At 59.2% G+C, this 20,660-nt stretch carries 13 protein-coding genes and 4 pseudogenes; 5 read left to right on the plus strand and 12 right to left on the minus strand.

Annotated elements, in window-relative coordinates; genetic code table 11:
• Positions 1-169 precede the first annotated feature (169 nt).
• From ACNJYB_RS05835 to ACNJYB_RS05855, 5 genes are all read right to left on the minus strand, one after another.
• Positions 170-400 (minus strand): hypothetical protein, encoded by a 231-nt coding sequence (locus ACNJYB_RS05835; RefSeq protein ID WP_439373124.1) that lies wholly within the window; start codon positions 398-400, stop codon positions 170-172.
• 410 nt (positions 401-810) lie between these two features.
• A complete protein-coding gene (gene istB / locus ACNJYB_RS05840; RefSeq protein ID WP_439373125.1) occupies positions 811-1,623 on the minus strand; it encodes an IS21-like element helper ATPase IstB in 813 nt (270 codons plus the stop codon).
• Positions 1,620-3,134, minus strand: a complete 1,515-nt coding sequence (gene istA / locus ACNJYB_RS05845; protein WP_439373126.1) for an IS21 family transposase — start codon at positions 3,132-3,134, stop codon at positions 1,620-1,622. The genes istB (ACNJYB_RS05840) and istA (ACNJYB_RS05845) overlap by 4 nt, the downstream gene beginning before the upstream one ends.
• Before the next feature lie 1,008 nt (positions 3,135-4,142).
• Positions 4,143-5,744 (minus strand): putative bifunctional diguanylate cyclase/phosphodiesterase, encoded by a 1,602-nt coding sequence (locus tag ACNJYB_RS05850; RefSeq protein WP_439373127.1) that lies wholly within the window; start codon positions 5,742-5,744, stop codon positions 4,143-4,145.
• A 266-nt stretch (positions 5,745-6,010) separates the two neighbouring features.
• The gene (locus ACNJYB_RS05855; RefSeq protein WP_439373128.1) at positions 6,011-7,414 is read right to left on the minus strand and encodes a GGDEF domain-containing protein; all 1,404 of its coding nucleotides are present in this window, start codon (positions 7,412-7,414) and stop codon (positions 6,011-6,013) included.
• 1,116 nt (positions 7,415-8,530) lie between these two features.
• Here ACNJYB_RS05855 and ACNJYB_RS05860 point away from each other — a divergent pair.
• The 4 genes and pseudogenes from ACNJYB_RS05860 to istB (ACNJYB_RS05875) all read left to right on the plus strand — a co-directional run bounded on the left by ACNJYB_RS05860 (position 8,531) and on the right by istB (ACNJYB_RS05875) (position 13,060).
• The gene (locus ACNJYB_RS05860) at positions 8,531-9,289 is read left to right on the plus strand and encodes an acetoacetate decarboxylase family protein (protein ID WP_439373129.1); all 759 of its coding nucleotides are present in this window, start codon (positions 8,531-8,533) and stop codon (positions 9,287-9,289) included.
• A gap of 197 nt (positions 9,290-9,486) precedes the next feature.
• Positions 9,487-9,618 (plus strand): annotated as a pseudogene (locus ACNJYB_RS05865) (IS110 family transposase); the annotation flags it as partial.
• 915 nt (positions 9,619-10,533) lie between these two features.
• Entirely contained in the window at positions 10,534-12,315 is a 1,782-nt protein-coding gene (gene istA / locus ACNJYB_RS05870; protein ID WP_439375470.1) for an IS21 family transposase, read from the plus strand.
• Positions 12,293-13,060 (plus strand): IS21-like element IS1631 family helper ATPase IstB, encoded by a 768-nt coding sequence (gene istB, locus ACNJYB_RS05875; RefSeq protein ID WP_439371404.1) that lies wholly within the window; start codon positions 12,293-12,295, stop codon positions 13,058-13,060. The genes istA (ACNJYB_RS05870) and istB (ACNJYB_RS05875) overlap by 23 nt, the downstream gene beginning before the upstream one ends.
• Before the next feature lie 442 nt (positions 13,061-13,502).
• On the opposite strand, the pseudogene ACNJYB_RS05880 reads toward istB (ACNJYB_RS05875), so the two are convergent.
• The 6 genes and pseudogenes from ACNJYB_RS05880 to ACNJYB_RS05905 all read right to left on the minus strand — a co-directional run.
• Positions 13,503-13,718: pseudogene (locus ACNJYB_RS05880) on the minus strand (transposase domain-containing protein); the annotation flags it as partial.
• A 174-nt stretch (positions 13,719-13,892) separates the two neighbouring features.
• On the minus strand, positions 13,893-14,237 hold the full coding sequence (locus ACNJYB_RS05885; protein ID WP_439373130.1) for a hypothetical protein: 345 nt from the start codon (positions 14,235-14,237) through the stop codon (positions 13,893-13,895).
• A gap of 28 nt (positions 14,238-14,265) precedes the next feature.
• Entirely contained in the window at positions 14,266-15,852 is a 1,587-nt protein-coding gene (locus tag ACNJYB_RS05890; RefSeq protein WP_439373131.1) for a hypothetical protein, read from the minus strand.
• Between the two features lie 86 nt (positions 15,853-15,938).
• Entirely contained in the window at positions 15,939-16,067 is a 129-nt protein-coding gene (locus tag ACNJYB_RS05895) for a hypothetical protein (protein ID WP_439373132.1), read from the minus strand.
• A 139-nt stretch (positions 16,068-16,206) separates the two neighbouring features.
• The gene (locus tag ACNJYB_RS05900; RefSeq protein WP_439373133.1) at positions 16,207-17,241 is read right to left on the minus strand and encodes a helix-turn-helix domain-containing protein; all 1,035 of its coding nucleotides are present in this window, start codon (positions 17,239-17,241) and stop codon (positions 16,207-16,209) included.
• Positions 17,242-18,250: 1,009 nt separating this feature from the next.
• Positions 18,251-18,439, minus strand: a pseudogene (locus ACNJYB_RS05905) (transposase); the annotation flags it as partial.
• 98 nt (positions 18,440-18,537) lie between these two features.
• Between ACNJYB_RS05905 and ACNJYB_RS05910 the strand changes: the two are divergent.
• Positions 18,538-19,806 carry an IS256 family transposase gene (locus ACNJYB_RS05910; protein ID WP_439370872.1) on the plus strand — a complete coding sequence of 423 codons (1,269 nt, stop codon included), beginning with the start codon at positions 18,538-18,540 and terminating at the stop codon, positions 19,804-19,806.
• A gap of 36 nt (positions 19,807-19,842) precedes the next feature.
• Here the strand turns inward: ACNJYB_RS05910 and ACNJYB_RS05915 are convergent.
• Positions 19,843-20,605: pseudogene (locus ACNJYB_RS05915) on the minus strand (IS630 family transposase); the annotation flags it as partial.
• Positions 20,606-20,660 lie beyond the last annotated feature (55 nt).

Consider the following 20,660-nt stretch of genomic DNA (forward strand, 5'->3'; position numbering starts at 1 on the left):
CATCGTCGCGCGCAGGGTGGAGCGAGAACCAGAAGCGCGCCTACCTCATCGCCGATAATCGGTTCACCGATGCGAGCGATTGAGGCGACGAGATGCTGCGGCTCGAATCGAACGATCTGCGCGCGGGGGTCGAGCTTGCGCTGACGGCATTATCGACGAGCTTACTAAGCTATCGGTCGGAGGGGCCGCGCTGCAAGCGATGCCGGAACTCCCCGACGGCAATTGGTCGCCATTTCGCGACATGATGTTCATTTTCCAGGGAGAGCAATTCGCGCCCTTCGAGCGCTCCGTCGATCGCGAAGACGCGGGAGGCGGTTTCCAATGTCAGTGCAAGATAGCTGAAGATGTTCCGGCGGTTCATCGGTAAGATCATCACATTCGGACATCCCAGTTCGTCCATTTCGAGGAGGGATGCAGTGACCCGCCCAAGGGATGTCTTTCTGAAGGAGAAGCATGTGGTTCTAAGCTGGAGATTTTGCCTGACGAGGTTTCTCGTACCCGCTTCTCCACGCGGGCTTGTCTCCAATGGCTCGTTCGCCTCGTTAAATAGACATTAGTTTGGACAATGGCTTCAGCCGTAAAACGGTGAGCTCATTCTCAAATCCGAACATGTTATCGGCACATCTGGGAGAAGCTTGTAGGTGCGCACCGCGCCGGAGATTACCTGGTAGACGCATCTTGGTATAGCGCGGCGATCTGGATCGGAAGAGCGCGGCAATCAGGATGGTGAGTCAGTGTCGCGGCGTGATGATGATCGCCGCGATGATTGTCGCGCGCAAGAGCTTTGTTGGCTCTGATTGTCGCGGAGCGTCAATCAGCGACGGTTTTGGGTGTCGCGTGCGATGACGGCCGTCCGGGACCGCGTTTTCGTTCGAGTGCCGTCCGCCTACGATAGCTCTCGACGTTCATCTCGACGATGGTGGCGTGGTGAACGAGGCGATCGATGGCGGCGAGGGTCATGGCGGGGTCCGGGAAGACCCTGTTCCATTCGCCGAAGGGCTGATTGGCGATAATCAGCATCGAACGCCGCTCGTAGCGAGCACTGATGAGCTCGAACAGCACGCTAGTCTCGGCCTGGTCCTTGGAGACGTAGGCAAGATCATCGAGGATGACGAGGTCGAAGCGATCGAGGCGATTAATGGCGGCCTCGAGGTTGAGCTCGCGGCGAGCCACCTGGAGCTTCTGGACGAGGTCTGTGGTGCGGGTGAAGAGGACGCGCCATCCGTTCTCAATGAGGGCCAGGCCGATCGCTGCTGCCAAGTGACTCTTGCCGCCGCCGGGCGGACCGAACAGGAGCAGATTGGCGCCCTTGCCCAACCAGCCGTCGCCTGCGGCGAGCGCGCTCACCTGGGCCTTGGAGACCATCGGCACGGCCTCGAAGTCGAAGCTGTGGAGGGTCTTTCCGGCGGGCAGCCGCGCCTCGACGAGATGACGTTCGATGCGACGACGACCGCGTTCGGCGATCTCGTGCTCGGCAATGGTGACGAGGAAGCGAGCCGCCGGCCAACCTTCCTTGTCGGACTGCTCGGCGAACTGCGGCCACAGCACCTTGATGGCGGGCAGCCGCAGCTCGTTCAGCAAAAGATTGAGACGCGCTGCGTCAACGGTGTTGGCCGTGCTCATGCGGCACCTCCGATCTCGGCGGCACCGATGAGGCATTCATAGCTGGCGAGCGGCGCCAGATGCACCACGACGTTCGGCACCTGGGCGAGATCGGGGGCGAAGTGAACGCGCAGCCGGTTGAGGTCGGGCAGTCGGCCGGCGTCAAGGTCAGCGGCGAGCTGGTCGGCGAGTTGGGCCTCGCAGCCGCGCTCATGCGCGAGTGCGAGCAGATCGACCATGATCCGGCAGGCCTTCTTGTCGGGCAAGCGCTTGCGCAAGGAGTCGAAGGCTCGGCGGTAAGCTTCGCGCGGGAACAGCCGATCACGATAGACCAGATTGAGCAGCGCCATCGGCTTGCCCCGCAAGGAATGGATCACGTGCCGATAATCGACGACCTGGTCGTGCTTGCCATTGGGATGCGGCCGCCCACGCGGCAGGGTGAGCAGATGCGTGCCGCCGATGAACACGTCGAGGTGATCGTCGTACAGGCGCACCCGCAGCCGATGGCCGATCAAACGCGACGGCACCGTGTAAAACACCTTGCGCAAGGTGAAGCCGCCGGACGACGTCACGTGGACGATCACCTCTTCATAGTCCGATGTGCGGCGGTCCGGCAGATCCTGAAGTGCGGCACGCTCGCTGTCGATCCGCCTGGCGTTACGAACATTGCGGCGGCTGACGATCTCGTCGATGAAGCCGCGATAGGCGGCGAGATCATCGAAGTCGGCGGTACCACGCAGCAACAATGCATCGGCGATCGCCCGCTTGAGATGGCCATGCGAGCTCTCGATCGACCCGTTCTCGTGGGCGATGCCGCGGTTGTTGCGGGAAGGCCGCATGCCGTAATGGGCGCAGAGCTCCTCGTATCGCGACGTCAGATCGTCCCTGGCGTTGCGGTCGAGATTACAGAAGGCGGCCGACAGGCTGTCGGTCCGATGCTCGCGCGGCGTGCCGCCGAGAGACCACAGGGCATTCTGCAGGCCTTCGGCCAGCGCGACGAAGCTCTCGCCGCCGAGCACGACATGGGCGTGCTCAAACCCGCAATAGGCCAACCGGAAGTGATAGAGGCGATGGTCGAGCGGTGCGCCCGCGATCGTGACACCCAACTCGCCCACGTCCGTAAAATCGGACAGGCCAAGCTGACCGGGTTCGTGGGTCTGGCGAAAGATGACCTCCCGCTCCTCGCCGTTGATCGCCCGCCAGGCGCGGATCCGGCGCTCCAGCGTGCGACGAATGCCGGCGCCGAGTTCAGTATGGCGCCGTAACATCTCCTCGAAGATTGCCACGGGCCGTAGCCCGGGAGCGGCCTTCAGCATCGGCACGATCTCTGTCTCAAACACATTGGCTAAGGGATCCGGCCGGCGACGGCCGCGGGTACGCTCCTTCTGCGATGGAAGGCGGCGATCCTTCTCGATCCGGTAAGCGGTCGAGGTGCTGAACGACGCCTTGGCGGCGGCCACTGGCGGGCTATCGGTCTGACGGTACTTCATGTAGAGCCTCATTTGGTGATCGGTAATGTGTCGGCCTGGCAAGCGAGTGATTCCTCTTGGCGGAAGAACCACTTGCGATCACCAGTCGGCGCGGTCCGCTATGGATCGCGCCGACGCCGGGCTCGCAACTCCGGTCGGGCTACGCCCTCCCTGCGTCACGAGCCCGGCGAAGCCCTCTCATCCTGGTCGACGCTCCACTTCCACCCTGTTGCCGCGCGGCATCTTGGCTTCTCGCGCTCACCAAAATCTCCGAACGCCTTCGATATTTAAACTCGCTGCAGAACACACGCTCGCCAGCAAGAGCAGCGAGGTGTCCGTCAATCGGCGCACGGTGTGCGGTATTGATCCTCAGCAACATCGTTCGCCTTTCCGAAGGCTGAGCAAATGTTAAGATTCGGTGAGCGGCCGATTCACGGGAACTTAAGTAGTTACTTGGAGCTATTCCCGAGCGGACCAGGAGTCCTGGCGGGAAGCCGCCAGCCCTTGGGAAGCCGACGGCTTTGGATGGGGTCGCGTGGTGCGGCTACGCAAAGTTTCATTAGATCAGCGACAGGGATCCCTCACCACCGGCTTTGAGCCGCCGAAAGCATCATGTCCTTTAACAATTCGCCGGGGGGCAAAAAATTGGACCTTCGCCGGGTCTTATGACAGCAGGCGGCGTGCGGCTACCATCTACGGCCTTTATTGCCGCCGCCAAGCTCAATGACGTGGACCTACAGGCTTGGCTTGCCGACATGCTCACGCCGCTTAAGCACGATCAGTCTTCGGCCAAAAAATGGCCTAGCCGGGCCTTCGCCGAAGCGCACGCCGCCCTCACAAAGGGTCGTTTTGACTGGTTGTACGGCCGCTGTGCAAGGGCCGGGCCGGTCCCGGAAAAGCCGGACTGATACAGCAAGCGGCGCTGGAATGCGTCCAACCCTTATGAGAAAGCTCTATCTTGTTTGAGCTCTTCTCGGAAAACCGATATCGCACTTCTCTCGGGCATGCTTGAGGAGCCTTCGTCGATGGCGTCTTGTTGCCGATGCGTTCCGAAGAATCGAGCACGTGGTCTCAGTCATGTAGAGTTCTAGTTCCATCTTTAGCAACCGCCATGCGGTCGGATTCGGCGCTAAGTAGCGCGTGGACACCGGTGGCCGGGACGGCATCACTGAACAGGTAACCTTGCGCTTCTGTGCAACCATTGGCCACCAGATAGGCCAGCTGGCCTGCGTCTTCGACGCCCTCGGCAGTGGTCGTCAAGCCAAATCCCTTGGCAAGGCCAATGATAGCACGAACGATCAGTTGGCTGTCGGTACTATCGTTCAGATGCGACACGAAGCTGCGGTCTATCTTGATCTTGTCGAGACGAAACGAAAGCAGTTGGCTAAGTGTAGCATAACCCGTTCCGAAATCATCGAGCGCGATGCGGACGCCCGCTTGACGGAGTACGTCAATCACGCTCTTCGCAACCCCGGTCTTTCTCACAAACGCGCTCTCGGTAACTTCAATCTCGAGGCGATGCGGACTGAACCCGGTTTGCGCAAGGATCGATAGCATGCGCTGTCCAAGCCCGGGATCACGCAACTGAATGGGCGAAATATTAAAGGCAAGCCTAAGCGTCTCCGGCCACGCATCGGCATCGAAACACGCGCGACGAAAAAGCTGATCTCCAAGCGCGTTGATGAGACCCGTTTCTTCTGCAATCGGAATAAATACGTCGGGGGGAATACGCCCCCACGTCCTGTTCTCCCAACGCGCCAGTGCCTCAAACCCAATAATGCAATTCCCTTTGAGTGAGACTATTGACTGGTAGTGCGGCTCAATAATATCGGCCTTAATAGCGCTGCGAAGCTCTCGCTCGATCTGAATACGCCGGTCGACATGCATATCCATCTCTGGTTCGAAAAAGCGAACATGCGACCTGCCATCGCCTTGTGCGCGATAAAGTGCACGTTCTGCGCGCCTGACCAGTTCGTGGAGATTCATGCCGTCAGTCGGAGCGATGGCGATGCCAATCGCAACCGCAAGGTCGGCTGCCCCCGTCTCGGTCGCGAACGTTTCGGTGGCGGACGCCACAATACGGCGCGCCAGATTGGTCGGAGTCTCAAGGGAGCTAATGCCCGGTAGGACAATCCCGAATTCGTCGCCTCCGATCCTTGCCAGGACACCATCCTTGTGCAAGATTTCGGCGACCCTATTGGCAAATTCGCACAGCGCTTTGTCCTCCGCTGCGTGGCCATGCTTGTCCTTGATCCTCTTGAAGCCATCAAGCCCAAGCAGCAGAACGGCTACCTGGTGCGTGTCGTGGGCCAGGCCAAGGCACGCATCAAGTTTTTCATTAAACAGGCGCCGGTTCGGCAGGCCGGTCAATGGATCCTGTCGCGCTAGGTCGCGCGCTTCTCCTTCCGCAATGGCTCGCGCCTTGGTTTCGCGGGCGAGATCTCGATAGCGGCGCACACTAAAAATTGTCAGCGCAACGCACAGGAAGACCGCGACGATTAAAATGAATACGATATCGTCAAGTGCCGAATCCACATAGCCTTGCCCCAGCTGAAACAAAAGAGGGGCAACCTTATAGACATGCACCAAAATAGAGGCGAGAACAACGCCCCCAGAGAGAACAACAAGATCCCTTGTGGCAGAACTACGCCAATCGAACCAATCGGCGTGCAACGCGCGTGATCGTGGAGACAAACTTATCATAGTTGAACCTTCGCTGAGGCGGGTCGTTCCAGCGATTTCTCACAGGTTGCTGGATGTTAACTGAAAACCATATGTTGTGTACCTATCGTCGAACCCCGAGTAACGCCTTCGCAAGCCGTGACGCTAAAAGCGATAGTCGTTCCGGCATAACGCATCGGTCATCTTGAACGTGCGACGGAACGAAGCTGTTGAACAACGCCGTATCAATCCAGGACATGGCAATTCCTGGCACGCGGCTACGCGACGATCACACGATTGCGACCTTCAAATTTTGCACGATAGAGCCGCTGATCGGCAACCCTCAGGAATCCGTCAAGCGTGTCTCCATCGCGCCCAAACTCCGATACCCCAACACTGATGGTGACGCTGACCGGCGGATTGGCTCCGCCATCGAACGCAGCGCCTTCGATGGCAGAGCGAAGGCGCTCGGCCACCGCGCAAGCTGCGTCGAGCGTCGCCCCCGGCAACAACACCATAAACTCTTCACCGCCCACGCGCGCGACAGAGTCGTAAGGGCGGATCGCCTCCAGACACTTTCGCACGAATGCGCGGAGAACTTCATCGCCGACACTGTGACCGCGCGAGTCATTGATATACTTGAAGTGATCGAGGTCAATCGAGAGCAGCGATAATGGAGCACCGCTTCGTTTCGCCCGCGCGATCTCGTCGCCAATATGCTCGATGAAGTGACGCCGATTTCCGGCACCGGTCAGTGGGTCGGTGGCGGCAAGGCGTTCCAACCTTTGATTGCTCTGTTGCAGTTGCTGTAGCGCCCTTTGGGTCTCGGCCATCGATTCGGCCAGGCGGGCGGTCATTTCTTCCTGGCTATAGATGGCCGAGAATGATTGCGTCGTTCGGAAAGCCTGGACAACGCCATAGCTGAGCAGGAAGAACCCGCCAGCAAAGATCGCGTGGGCGAGCCACCACATATGATTCCAGGGCGCCGCCAGCATGAATGCGAGCGACGATATCGCAAACCACGCGACCGAAATGCCGAAAATAAGCATGAGCGGCGAGCGAATCCGTCGCATCAGCATCGCCGCGACGTTCAGCACGCTGAATACCAGTGCGCCGCCCTCCATGGACAAGCGTACCGCAGGATGCCCCGCATAGGGGGAGTAGGCGATCAGTGCGACGGCTATGTCCATCGTCAGGAACAGGCCGATCCACATCAGCCATGCGCGCGCATCCGAACGCTTTTCGACCTCGTCTGACGGCTGGCTGTAGCTGAGCAAGCCAACGAAGAGCAGAACCGACATCGCAAGACGCGAAGCCGGTCCATAGAGCAGAAACAGCCAAAGATTGCGGTGTGCCATCCCGGTGAGGGCGCCGTGCGGCGAATAAATCAGCACGAAGCCAAGAAAACCCAGCGTTAACCAACGCAACAGCGGTTCGCCTGAAGACTGGTAGCAACGCCACGTCACATAAGTGACGAACAGCCCTTCGAGAGTCGCGACGGCAATCGCGAATTCGTGGAACAAGTGATTCTCGAATTTTAGCGTGGAATCCTGTTGGAAATACAGGTAGGCGATGAACTGGGTGGGCATCAGGGCGAAGGCGATAAGGAGAAGGCTCGTATACGCCTGTGTGACCAGCCGCAGCGCATTGGTCGGTGCGTGTACCGCAAGATTGGTGCTCATATGCATATCGTCTCTCACATGATGACGTGCGTTCGTCCATGAACTCTTGGGCGTCTCCGAGGGATGCGCTGTCTCAGAGCACCTTCGGTCCATGTGTACTACCCAGATGAAGAGGCCATGGTGCGTCGCGGTCGGAAAGCCATTCAACAAGCGACGCGCGACCACCGCGGTCCGTTAGCAATACCTAAGCCTGTTTAGTTAGCCGCCTGCCAAACCTTGTAGGTTGCTAACCCAAAGGTCGGTCGCCAAGCGCTTCAAGTGCGCGGCTGGCACGCAACTTGCTGCGCTGACAACATCACCAGGTTTGGTCGCAACTACCACCACGGTGATGTCGGGAGTCTGATCGCCTCAGACGTGCCCGCATTGAGGGGATGTTGGGGTATTGCAAAATGAAACAACGTTCGAGCCGCTGCGACAGCAACCGCTTTGCACACGACCTTCGCGATGTTGAGGGCGTCTACGAGCATTAAACCCGTGGCTACGATAGGACTAGCTGGTCTCTGTGCGCGAGAATAACGCAACCGGTTTCGACTATGATCACAATTGTCGAATCAGCGGCTCGTTACTTAACATGCGGTTCCATGGAACGGGGCGTCCTTGCAGCTCGCTCCGGAGCGCCTCGAAGCATCGGCTTCGATCGCGACACCGCATCCACTTTTACAGTGAAGCTCAGCTGCGGTCGTAGCTTTTCGGTTGCCGGAAGGAGCTCACTTCACGTCCACTATAGTCTTGATCTACGGAAAGCCAAATGAAGAGCAGCAAAGCAACTTACTGGAATCGCGAGTGCCATTGCGGTTTCATTCGATGTGACGACGATAGCGCGGATCAGTTTGTTCACGGTAGTGAGTTTAAGCGATACGGAGTGGGAGATTCCGTAGCTCGCGATAGGCAACGCCATCGCGAACGCGCGGTGACCGTCATCGTACAGGCGAGTCCGCTTCCGGTCATTCCAGTCGGGGTCACCAGAGCCAGTGTGCTTGTCGCATCGCTCGCCCAAAGGACGCAATACTCTACTGACGCATGGATTTGGGTGCCCGGTCGTGAATCACGATCGCGCAGTGAGCTCCCGGCGAACTTCACCAGGCAGCCGCACGACGCTCAACCGGAGGGTAAATAATGGCGGAAATCAGAGGTATTCCGTTCGATGCGCCCCTTTATCGCGGAGATGAAGAACATGACAGCGCGTTTCTTAATTGCCGAGCCCTTCAAACCATCTTTACAATTGCAAGCGACGTGGGATGCCTATTACCAAAGCAGCTAATTCCTGCCGCAAATCCCCCAATCGGGGTTGTAGGTATAGCAAGCTACGGCTCAAGCATCGTCGGACCATATCTGGAGCAATATTCTGGAATCGAAGTTCGTGATCCTGGTGGGCAGACCGGCTTCTATATTCCTTACATATATGTGACCGCGAACGATGCTGCCCTCGCTTCTGGCCGAGAGGGGCTCGGAGCTCCTAAAAAGTTTGCACACATCGCATTAACCCGGGAGGGCGGCTTGGTTCAAGGGACACTTGAGCGTCCGGCAGGCAAGCGTCTGTTGACCATCACTGCTCAGCCGCATTCGCGCCTGAGAACGGCTGCACGGCAGATGTGTTCAACACATACCAACTTTTATTCGATCCGGCATTTGCCTCCGATAGCCCAATCCGGGAAAGGGGCTGCAACACAGCTTATCAAGTGGTGCACAGACCGAACGTTCCGGCGAGATGAATCGGGCGAAGAAGTAATGTTCACGGGCCCCGTCTCACTAACTTACGACTCACCCTCAGTCATCGATCCCGTGCACAATTTGGCCGTTGGCCAGATCATGCTCGGCACGTACGAGGAGTACGATTCGAGGCTGCGAGTTGTCGATCTTCTTTCGAACGCGTGAACTGCCATAACCGAAGGGGCTGACCACAAACAGCGGATGATAGTAGCTTGAGATGATGGGACTTGGGATCACACCTTCCGTTCACAAGGCAGTTTGCAATCCGGGCTCACTGAGACCCGCCTGAGCTGGGCTTTGCTTGTTGCCCGTCTAAACCAATGTCCGGTTCGGCCCATTATGTCAGAAGTCTAACACGTCGGGCGCCTCGACTCTACTGGGGGCGAGAAGCTAAGAACGACGCCGCTGACGCGGCCGCAATCTGCGAAGCTGTTAGTCGCCCCAGTATGCGGTTTGTTCCAATGCTGATCTCATCGCAGTGGGGGCGACTGTGTTGCTTCATCGGGTCGCCGACTTGGAGCTCGCGTTGCGATTTTACGTGGACCCGAGGCGCTATGATGGCCCTCATCAAGCCATCGACGGCGAGCCTGATAGCTACCAGCCGATGGATGAGCCTCACCTTTGACGTAGCGCACGATGCGCTGGACGGCAAAGGAGCGTCAAGCGCAGACGGTCGTTAGGGCAGGCATTCGCGCGACCGACATAATCGTCCAAATGGGCGCGCCCCCGTTTGAACCCGCGCGGGCCTGGGACGTTTGAAGATCCACTCTCAAATGTGAGGCGCGAAGTGAACGGAAAGGAGTATCAATCGCGCCTCGCCAATCCCTGCAAGGTGACCATGCTCAAGCCGCTTGCTCAGATCTTCGGCGCATCGCCCGATCGGTGACCCATCGTCCGCTCTTGGAGCTCCGGTTGCGGCCCGTGAAGGTTGTGTAAGTACCAGCCGAGTGGAATTGGTGCTCCCAAACGCGTCGGTGTTCGAAGTAATCTCATAGTAAACCGGTGCGGGCCGCGGAGCCCGAGACGAGAAGGGCGAAGGAAATAAGAATCAGAGTACGTATTTGCCTTCCTATGCGACGTCGGATGCACTAACGTTGTAGCACTCGTAAGGGAAGTTAATGGGAAGACTTAGAACTCGCAGCCATAGCACGGTCGCAGCGATGGTGACGATGGCGAGGCAGCTTCCCGTCGCACCTTTTTGTAGCGACTTGCGATCCGGCGGAACTGCTGCAGCTTGTGCCGTTTGCTTGTCCATCGAGTGCGCGAAGCATTGTTCGGGGATTACGGCTGGGGCGCCTTTGGCCCCGTGGGTCGGTCAAAATCCCCCGGGTATGGTCACTTGAAACTCCCCCACCTGATGTTCACCGTCAGCGCCGCTGAACAGCGGTAGCCGGTCAGGCAGGACGTTTATTTTCGGTCCCTTTAGCCAGCAAGGGGCCGGGGAGTTGAACGTCTTGAAGCCACACCTGCAAAGCACGGTATTTACGCTACTCGATCGCAACGCCAGCCAGCGCGAGATCCACAGGCTGACGGGGATCGATCGCAAGACGATCCGGCGTTACCGGGCGCTGCGGGCCGGTGCGGAGGCAAATTCCCCCGGGGAAGCGACCACCGGCCCGGTGAGCGTGGACGGCCAAATTCCTCCACCCCGACCACCGGCTTCTGGGGCATCAGGAGCGACGGTCACCAGCAGCCTGGCCCGTTCGGCTTGCGAACCGCATCGGACGTGGATCGAAGAACAGGTCCGCCTGAAGCGGAATGCGCAGGCGATTTACCAGGACCTTGTCGATCATTTTGGCTTTCCGTCCAGCTACCAGAGCGTCAAGCGGTTTGTGCGCACGTTGCGACACAGCGATCCCGAGCAGTTTGATCGACTTGAGTTCCTGCCCGGCGAGGAGGCCCAGGTCGACTATGGCGAGGGCGCTCTGACGATTGATCCCAGGAGCGGCCGGTACCGCCGTCCCCGCCTGTTCGTGATGACGCTGCGCTACTCGCGGCGCAGCTTCCGGCGGGTGGTCTGGAAGTCCAGCCAACACGTCTGGGCGCAGCTCCACGAAGAGGCGTTCCGGTATTTTGGCGGGGTCCCCAGCTATGTCGTGCTCGACAATCTGAAGGAAGGCGTCCTCAAGCCGGATTTGTACGAGCCCGAGCTCAACCCGATTTACAGCGCGATGCTGGCTCATTACGCCGTGGTCGCCGATCCCGCGCGTGTGGCCGATCCCAATCGGAAAGGATGCGTCGAGAGTGCGATTCAACATACCCAGGGCACCGCGCTGGCCGGACGGCGCTTCGAGACACTGGAAGCCCAGAACGAGTTCTTGAGGCACTGGGAGGAGAATTGGGCCTCCAAGCGCATCCACGGCAGCACGCGTCGTCAGGTCGAGGCGATGTTCCAGGAGGAGAAGCCACACCTGCGGCCGTTGCCAGTGGCTGCCTTCCGCATCTTCACCGAGGTCGTTCGGACCGTCTGCGACGATACCACCGTGCGTGTTGATAGCAGCTATTACGCCGCGCGGCCTGCGCCCATCGGCAGTCAGGTCGTGGTGCGGATCTACGCCTCCACGATCGAGATCCGTGATCGCCACACCCATGCGCTGCTGCGTGTTCATCCCCGGATGACGCACTCCGGTTCTGTCGTCCTGCCGACCAGCGAACGGCCGTTCAATCCGTCGCGGCAAACCGCCGTGCTGCTGGCGAGCGCCGAGCGCATCGGGCCGCAGACCAGGGCGCTGTGCCAGCAAGTGTTCGACACCGAGGGGCGCCCCGGACAGCGCGCGATGTGGGGCATTGTCGGGCTGGGCCGGAAGTATCCGGCACGGCTGGTCGAGCAAGCCTGCGCGCACGCCGTCGAGAACCGCATCTACCGCTACAAGCACGTGCGTGCGACCGTCGAGCGGTTGTTCGAACAGGCGATCGCGCAGGTTGGAGCGACGCCACAGCCGGCATCGTCGCTCACCCAGGATCATCCGCTGATCCGCGCTCCAGCCGAATACGGCGATCTCTTCAGCCGTGCCGTGCGGCACGATGCCGGCGACAATGGCCGGCAGGCCGAGGCTCACGGCGACCGCACCCCTGCAACCCGCGCTCGTGGCGCCTGCGCAACCCCGGCCAGCTCCGGCGCCACGAGCGCTCCCGCGGCTTCTCACCTCACACTGGAGACCAAACCACATGATGACCATGCCGGAAATTGAGCGTTGCCTGCGACAGCTGCGCCTGTCGGGCGTTCGCGACACGCTGCAGACGCGCGTGCTGCAGGCGCAGGGCGCCAACCAGCCATTCCTCGAGACCTTCTCCCTGATCCTGCAGGACGAACTGGACCGTCGTCAGTCCCGCCTTATCGAGCGACGATACCAGCAATCCGGGCTCGACGAAAAACTGACGCTCGCCGAGTTCGACTGGACCTTCAATCCCAGATTGCCGCGCCAGACTTGCTTCCAGCTCCACACCCTGGCGTTCATTGCCGCCGGCGAAAACGCGCTGCTTGTCGGCAAACCTGGCACCGGGAAGTCCTACATCGCCAAGGCGATTGCCTATCAGGCGATCCTGCAAAGCCACAAGGTCCAGTATCTTGAGACCGACGACTTCTTCCACCGCTACGCCATGAACTCCCCGGCACAACGCGAGGTCCGGCTGCGAACCATCATCGACTGCGATCTCCTCGTGCTGGACGATCTGTTCCTCGCACGCGCCATCCCTGACGACGCCGGCGCATTGCTGCAGACCCTGATCCATCAGCGCTACAAACTGCGCCGCAGCGTCATCGTTACCTCCAATCGCGTCGTGCAGGACTGGGGGACATACCTGGGGGACAACACCATGAGCACGACGATCCTCGATCGCCTGATGCATCATTGCCATCTGCTTGAGTTCGACGGACGCAGCTATCGGCTCAAAGAGGCCGCTGAAACTCTTGCCCGGAAAACAAAGGCAAACTAACAATCACCATGTCCTGCCTCGCGGGTGGAGGAATTTGACTGACCATACCCGGAGGAATTTGAAGTGACCCGCGGGGCCTTTGGTGGCGGCCGCTTCGCGAATGTGAACGGCGTCGTAAGCGGCATCGGCGATGATAAACTCGACAGGATCGCCCTCGAGCAGCGCCGCGGGTGGGGAGCATCGCCTTTCCGACCAGCAGTGACGATGAAACGGACGAGACATTCCAGCCCGCGCACCGCGCGGTGGATATTGGTGCTCAGCCGCCGCGCGAGCGTCCGATAGTTTCCACTCGCCAACAATGGCGGCAGATCGCGCCTGGCACGGCCGATAATCAGACCCGACATCCCGGTCCACTGCTCATCGCTCAACAAATGTCGATCCAGCACGTCCAAGGTTGCCCCCACAGTCTTGCTGTGCGGCTGCCAATTCCAAGTCAGCAGTTCTGATCGGGTAGGCGCGCCAGCACGTCGGCAAGTCGAGCCTGTGGCTCGATGTCATTGAGCTTGGTAGTGGCGACCAGGGGGTGAGGGCGGCCGCACGCCGGCCGCCCTCATCGGAAGGTTCGGCGACCTCCCTAAGCTCCCGGTCCATTGTTCGACATGCAAAGCACTCCGTCATCAAGGAAGCGGCTTAATGAATCCCAGCGGCTGCGGCAGTAGGAGGGTGAGCACGGGCCGGCTAAGGTAGACGAACAGTCCGTATTCTCGCTATTGCGCTTCCCGGCGATATGAAGGCCTTCGCGGAGGAAGCAAGCACAATGAACGTGTATCGATCGCTCTTGAAGTCGTGACGCTTCCAGCATTCAGGCATGGGGGGTTTTTAGGAAACGAGTCTAGTGAGGCAGCACGTCCACAAGCTGATCGTGAAGTTCAGGCGGCATCTTTGCCAAAAGAAAGTTTTCGATCTTCTTATGATTGTCAGAGAAACGTTGAGACCCAACGATCACTGAGCTGCCCTTGACATAGATTTCTTGTTGAGTCCCCATCGTTAGGTGGCTCACTTTGAAGCCGCGAAAACCGAGTCCGTTTGCTGCACCGTCAGCAGACTCCACCTTGCCTAATTCATGAAGCAAGCTTAGAAGCAGAATCAGGTCTGCGGGTCCTAGTTCCCAAGTTGGATTAGGACGGCCCGAAAAAACGTCAATTTCGACCTGAGCGCGATCGGGTGACTGTTCCATCGAGTTCCTGCTTTCCTCTGCACGGATCTCATTGGATGCGAACACTTCGGCTCGCGACCATGTAGGTACAAAAATCGGTGTAAGGGCCGCAATCACAAGTCTGCGGATCAGAAATTGCAGCGCCCTCATTGTCGACGTTCCTAACCGCCGTTTGTCCCGGCTTATGCGACCAACATCCGACGTCGTCCTGTCGATACCAATGATAATCATTGTTGGGCCAAACGACCAGGGCAACGTACCAACCGGAGCCTGCGGCCAAGGGGCTCGAGAAGTTCGCCGCCGGCTTCAATCCATCCGATTGGGCCGCGCGATTCACATGGCTGCAAGCCATGGCCGTGGCAGGATGTCCAGTGGCGCGACCTGGTTGAGCGAAAGTATTTGTCCCGTCATTGTTCGCATAGTTATAGCAGTTGTTGTATGGCTGGATGTTGGGAACATTCCAGAAGGCAGGGTTATAGGCGGGCGCATCCACGGCATGACATGGCGGGCATGAAGCCGGACCGGTCAGATTGGCATCGAATCTAGTTTGAGCGTGAGCGGCGATGCGCGAACTCACGTGCTGGCGTATTTCGTCGTTCGTGGCACTCGCCGACGTCGTGACTAGCCAGTTCTCGATATCGGAATCGGCAACGTGGTTGGCGAGACCAAGGCCTCGATCAAGTATGCCTTCGTGAAGAAACAAGCGGCTCGGTCCGGACAGGCTTTCGACATGCTGCGCGATGTGAAATCCGCGATAGCCTAATCCGCCCACGACTCCGGACGGCCTTGAATGTGTGAACGTCGATGAGGCTCTGATCCGGTCGTTCAGCTCCCTCTCTTCGACCGCTGTCAATTGCCAACTCGGATTCGGTAGCCCCGAGAACACGTCTAGTGTTACAACCGTAGTCATCTTCCGGTCCTCAACAAGTCGAGAGAAAACAGAGTTTTTCGTGCTGCAGCCGCAGGCAAGATTTGCTGTTATTGCTGCGGACGGCGGCGGCTGAAGCCAGCCGCCGCCTGGGAGAATCAGGAAACCTTGATAAGGTTTTCGAGACCGAGTGCTGCGGTCCGAGCTGTCAGGGGCTCCTCCATAGGTCGCCTCGACAGCTCCGGTTACATCCTCGATGTCGATGACGTCCCCGGTCTGGTAATTGCCGAAGATCACCCAGTAGTTGGGGTGAGGAGTAAAGATGGCGGTCATGTTCGGAGCCGCCTGGACCACGAAGGTGCCCGAACCTGCCATACCGACTCCGACCGATGTGCGGTTGGGCACGACATTCGACAGTTGTCGGATGGTCAGTGAACCCACCGCGCCATCGACGCTGGGATTGATGAAAGTCGTCGCGCCAGCGCTGTCTTGGGTAAGTTGAACTAAATTGTGGCCACTCGGATCGGCAGGCTGTACCTGCGTTGCCGCAAAGTTTACTCCTGGTTGCAGCACTCCGGTCTCCGACCAGACGAAACTGTAGTCGAGGCTCCACGTAAAGGTCACACGGCTACCTGGAGCGGTTGGACGGGCGAACCAGGCGAGCGAAAATACGTTGCCAGGGATCGTCGTGGGTGGTGCTTTCTGGAATACAGCGAAGCTGCCGTGAAGCTGTGAATTGTTCACGCAGGTCAGAGAGTATGACGTCATTGATCGTGTCCTTCATTTCTGAGGATGGCGCCCGGGATTGTTGGTGGCCGGCACCGCTCCCGGGCTTAAGCGGCGCGGACCCTTGCTCACTCGAAACGCGGAGTAAGAAGCGCGAGGAACTGAGCGCGCAGGAGCCGCAACGCGTTGACCGTGATCTCTGCTGCTGAGGGGCCAATTGGAATGTTGGATTGATGGTCGTTCATTTTGGCGGACATCAAAGAAATTCCATTCGGGATGCGCTCTTCGCGCTGCTCTCTGCGGTTCTTATCGTGCCTATGACGCTACTGATGTTCTTTCCGGTTGTCCTTGGACCCGGATCCCGAAAAGTTGTACGAGCGTCCCAACACGCGTTATTTAGCCCGCCCGCAATTCCACCACCCAATCGGAGAAGGTACCGCCGCTGAATGGGCGCAACGTGCCTTCCGCGGCCGAACTGTTCGCTTGTCGAGCAGCTGCGCGAGCAGCGCGCGGAGAGAGGCCATAGGCCTGCCGGAACGTGCGACTGAAATGAGACTCGTCGGCAAAGCCCATGTTGTAGGCGATATCGCCGATTCTTCGATCGGCGTAGCGCGGATCGCACAAAGACAGCAGGGATCGCCGTAGGCGGCGGCGGCGGATATAGGCCTCAACACCTGTCGTCTGGAACTGTCGGAAGAGTTGACTGCGCGAGATGCCCAGCTCCCGCGTTAAACGTGAGGTGGTCAAGTCCTTGCGATGCAGGTTTTCCTCGATGTACCGACGTAAGCGGCGCCCACGGTTTTCCTTGGGTCCTGTCGAGGTGAAAACATCTGAAGGTCCGAGGCAGGAGGCGAGTAGATCCGGGATAGATGTCCCGACTGCGATTACTTCGCTCGGGCCGAAGTGCCGGGCCGCAGTGGAAAGAGCCTCGACGACCTTCCCGATGAAAACGCCCATTGCGGTGTTTTGGGATAGAACGCGTCCGTGAATCGGTTGCACTGGAGCAACCGAGGCAGGCAGTGCCGCTCGCGGGACGATTAGGTGGACCGCCTCCACGGCCTCGAAAGCAAAGGCCACGGGTGTGGACAGATCGAGCACCGCTACATCGCCCGGTCGAAGTCGCCGGAACGCTGGAGTCGACCACGCGACGCGCCCGCGCTGGATGCATGAGACAATGATATGGTCGAGGTCGTCCCAAGCCAAACGTGCTGTGGTGCGCCGATAGCGACCACCGTCAGCGATGCTGCGGCAGAGCAAGAACGTGCCAAAATGATAAGCGAGGAGATCCGCTTGGAACGTACTTGGTTCAAAGGTCTTTTTTGACGGCAGGCTCTCGAACAATATCTCAACAAGCGATTGCCACGCGTCAAAGGGGGCATCGGTCTCGGAGGTCGTGAAATGGAAACTAGGGATTGGGCTTTTTCCGCCCATAACGCGCCGACTCTGTGCTTGTTTTGCTTACCCTGACCTCACGCAGCTGATGAATAGTGATGGTGACCCGCACTAGGGCCAAGAGCAGGCCGCCGGCCGTACTGACTTTGCGCCGCCGCTAGCACTACGTCTCAGATGTCTACGGCAGCCTTAGGCCTCTAGTTGATTTTGCCGTCCATTAGCCGCGAGCGCATGCTCGCCGGCGGTTTCCCGCACACCGCCATCCGATCCTCATATCGCGGGCCTGCGATCCCTCGGCCTTCGCGGAACGCTAGGCGCCGTTCGCGAGTCTCGGATCTGCATTATCCGGGTTTGGGCCCAGTCAGCGGCCTACGGTTGAAAACCCGACCGAAACAGCGTGACAAGAGCCGGATTTGACGAAGGACTTACGAAGAACGGTTTAGGGTCGAATGGAGACTTGGAACTTGTGACGTAGAATGGCCTTGCATGGGGGGTCTTTTTGTAATGCACCTTTTCTTCAGATCCGCGATGTCGTTCAGTATTTGGGCTAGGCCCTAGATTGCTCGGGTTTCCTCATTGTCAAGACGCTGCAGATTGAGGTGATGCAAGATGATGAGCCCCGTGCTGAAGCCGATCGAGCTGCTTTCCATAGCTAGTCACGACCTTAATCAATCCAAGCTGAGCAGTCATGGTGTTAACGACTGATTGCCAAGAGCGCAGCAGTTGCGACACCACTCCTGAAAGCGTTAGGTTTGCATCTGACATGAGAGACCCTCGAACGGACATCTTACTAGCGCGGCGCGCCACCGCCTCGCTATCTGCTCCGGAGACGGCAACTCCGAGCCTGCATTCTTCATGCCAAGCAATAGTCGGCATTCGAGTGGACGCGGCCTGATAAGGAGGAGTAACCCTCAGTGGCGGAATGACCTTGATGCGCCGCGATGACCTTCGGCAACTGATTTGTTCCTTCAGTCGGCGCCGTGTCTTCGATGCGGGATATCCTTGAACACCACTAGTTTCGCAGTTTTGGCGATTTGGCTAGAGCGTTTCACATTTTGATTGAAGCATAACCGGCGCTGGCGAAGTAGTTGGCGCATTCGCGAGGCTGGATGTCTTGGACGAGGTGACCGATATGGCGCCAAGTCTCCTCGATTGAGCGCTTCTGAGCTTGCCGCATCCAGTGTTTGATCTTGGAGAAGGCCTGTTCGATTGGGTTGAGGTCGGGCGAGTATGGCGGCGAGCTATGCGTGAAGCTGGGTGATGACGGAATGAGATAGGCGGCGTATCGAGGCGGGTGTCGAGCCTGCCAGAACCTCTCAAGGAGAGCGATACGCCATGAACGAGACTAGCAATATTGTTGCCCTTCGTCAGCCCGACGAGATCGACGATCCACTGACCAATATTTTGCGAGCTGGTGCTCGGCAGCTTCTGGCGCAGGCCGTGGAGATCGAAGTCGAGACGTTTCTTGCCACGGTGAAAGATTTGAAGCTTGCCGACGGGCGCGCCCGTGTCGTGCGGCATGGTTACGGCCCGGCTCGAACGATTGCGACCGGCATCGGACCGGTCGAGGTCGCACGGGCGAAGATCCGGGACCGCGGTGCAGCCGGCGATGGCGAGCGGATCCGCTTCAGCTCGGCGATTCTGCCACTATGGGCGCGGCGGACCAGGAGCCTGGATGCGCTGTTGCCGGTGTTGTACCTGCGTGGCATCTCGACGGGCGATTTCCAGGAGGCGCTGACGGCCCTGCTGGGTAAGGACGCGCCGAACCTGTCGCCGGCGGTGATTTCCCGGCTGACGGCCGAATGGCAGGGCGAGTATGAGCGTTGGCAGAAGCGCGATCTCTCGGCGCGGCGGTACGTGTATGTGTGGGCCGATGGCGTCTTCCTGCAGGCACGCATGGAAGACCACGGCGAGTGCATGCTGGTGCTGATCGGCGCGACGCCGGAAGGCAAGAAGGAGTTGATCGGCTTTCAGGTCGGTGTCCGGGAGAGCGCGCAGAGCTGGCGTGAGCTCCTGATCGACGTGAAGCAACGCGGGTTGCAAATCGCCCCGGAAATTGCCGTTGGTGACGGCGCGCTCGGCTTCTGGAAGGCGCTTGACGAGGTGTTTCCCGGCACGCGGCACCAGCGCTGCTGGGTGCACAAGACCGTCAACGTCCTGGACAAGGTCCCGCTCTCGGTGCAGGCCAACATGAAGAAGGACCTGCGCGAAGTCTATTGGGCGCCAAACCGGGCGGCCGCCGAAGTGGCGATCGACGTCTTCGCCGAGAAATACCGCACCAAGTACGGCCGGGCGGTCGAATGCCTCGCAAAGGACCGCGACGCGCTGCTGGCCTTCTACGACTTTCCTGCCGAGCATTGGGATCACTTGCGCACGACCAACCCCATCGAAAGCGTGTTCGCGACCGTGCGACACAGAACCGTGCGAACGAAAGGATCGCTGTCCTCAACGACCGCCAGGCTGATGGTGTTCAAGCTGGTTATCGCCGCATCAAAAAAGTGGCGGCGGCTCAAAGGCACAAATCAGTTGCCGAAGCTCATCGCAGGTGTCAGATTCAACGACGGCATCGAGGTCATCCACATGCCGGCAAACCACGCCGCCTGATCGCCTCGTCACCCAAAATCCTGCATAGCTCTATGGCGGCAGGTACCAGAGTCTGGCGCCAGCAGCCTTGATCATTTGCCTGACGGCTTTCGACTTATGGCTTCCGAGATTGTCGAGAATGACGATGTCGCCTTCACGCAGGGTTGGCAGGAGAATGTGCTTTACGTAACCACGGAAGCATTCACCGTTGATCGGGCCATCGAAGACGCAGGGTGCCGTGAGTTGGTCATGGCGGAGCGCGCCGAGGAATGTGAGGGTACGCCAGTGACCGTGCGGAGCGAAGCCGCGCAGGCGCGCCCCTTTGGGTCCCCAGCCTCGCAAAGGGGCCATGTTGGTCTTGATCCAGGTCTCATCGATGAAGACGAGCCGGCCCGGATCGAGCCCGGCCTGCCAGGCTCGCCAACGCAAGCGCCTACGAGAGACGTCGGCGCGAGCCTGTTCGAGGGCGAACAGTGTTTTTTTTGAACCGCAGCCCTTCCCGGCGCAGGAACAGCCAGACCGCATTGTGTGAGACCTTGACCCCACGGGCTGCCAGTTCCGCCTTCAGACCATGCAGCGTCAGGTGCGGCGTCTGAGTGATCCGCTCGACGATGAAGGCGCGGTGCGGATCAAGCACAGGCTTGCGGTGACCACCCATCTTGCCAGGCGCTACCGAGCCGGTCGTTCGATAACGCTGTGACCACTTCACAACTGACGAGACAGCAACGCCAAACCGTTCCGCCACAGATCGGCAGCTCTCACCTTTGGCAACAGCGGATACCGCACGCTTACGCAAATCGTTGGAAATTGGTCGGACCATCGGATGCTGGCCTCCAGCCCAGCCAGCATCTTGAATCATATTCGTCCCAGACCCG

Origin of the sequence: Bradyrhizobium sp. SMVTL-02, assembly GCF_051853005.1 — a bacterium.
Taxonomy (GTDB): Bacteria; Pseudomonadota; Alphaproteobacteria; order Rhizobiales; family Xanthobacteraceae; genus Bradyrhizobium.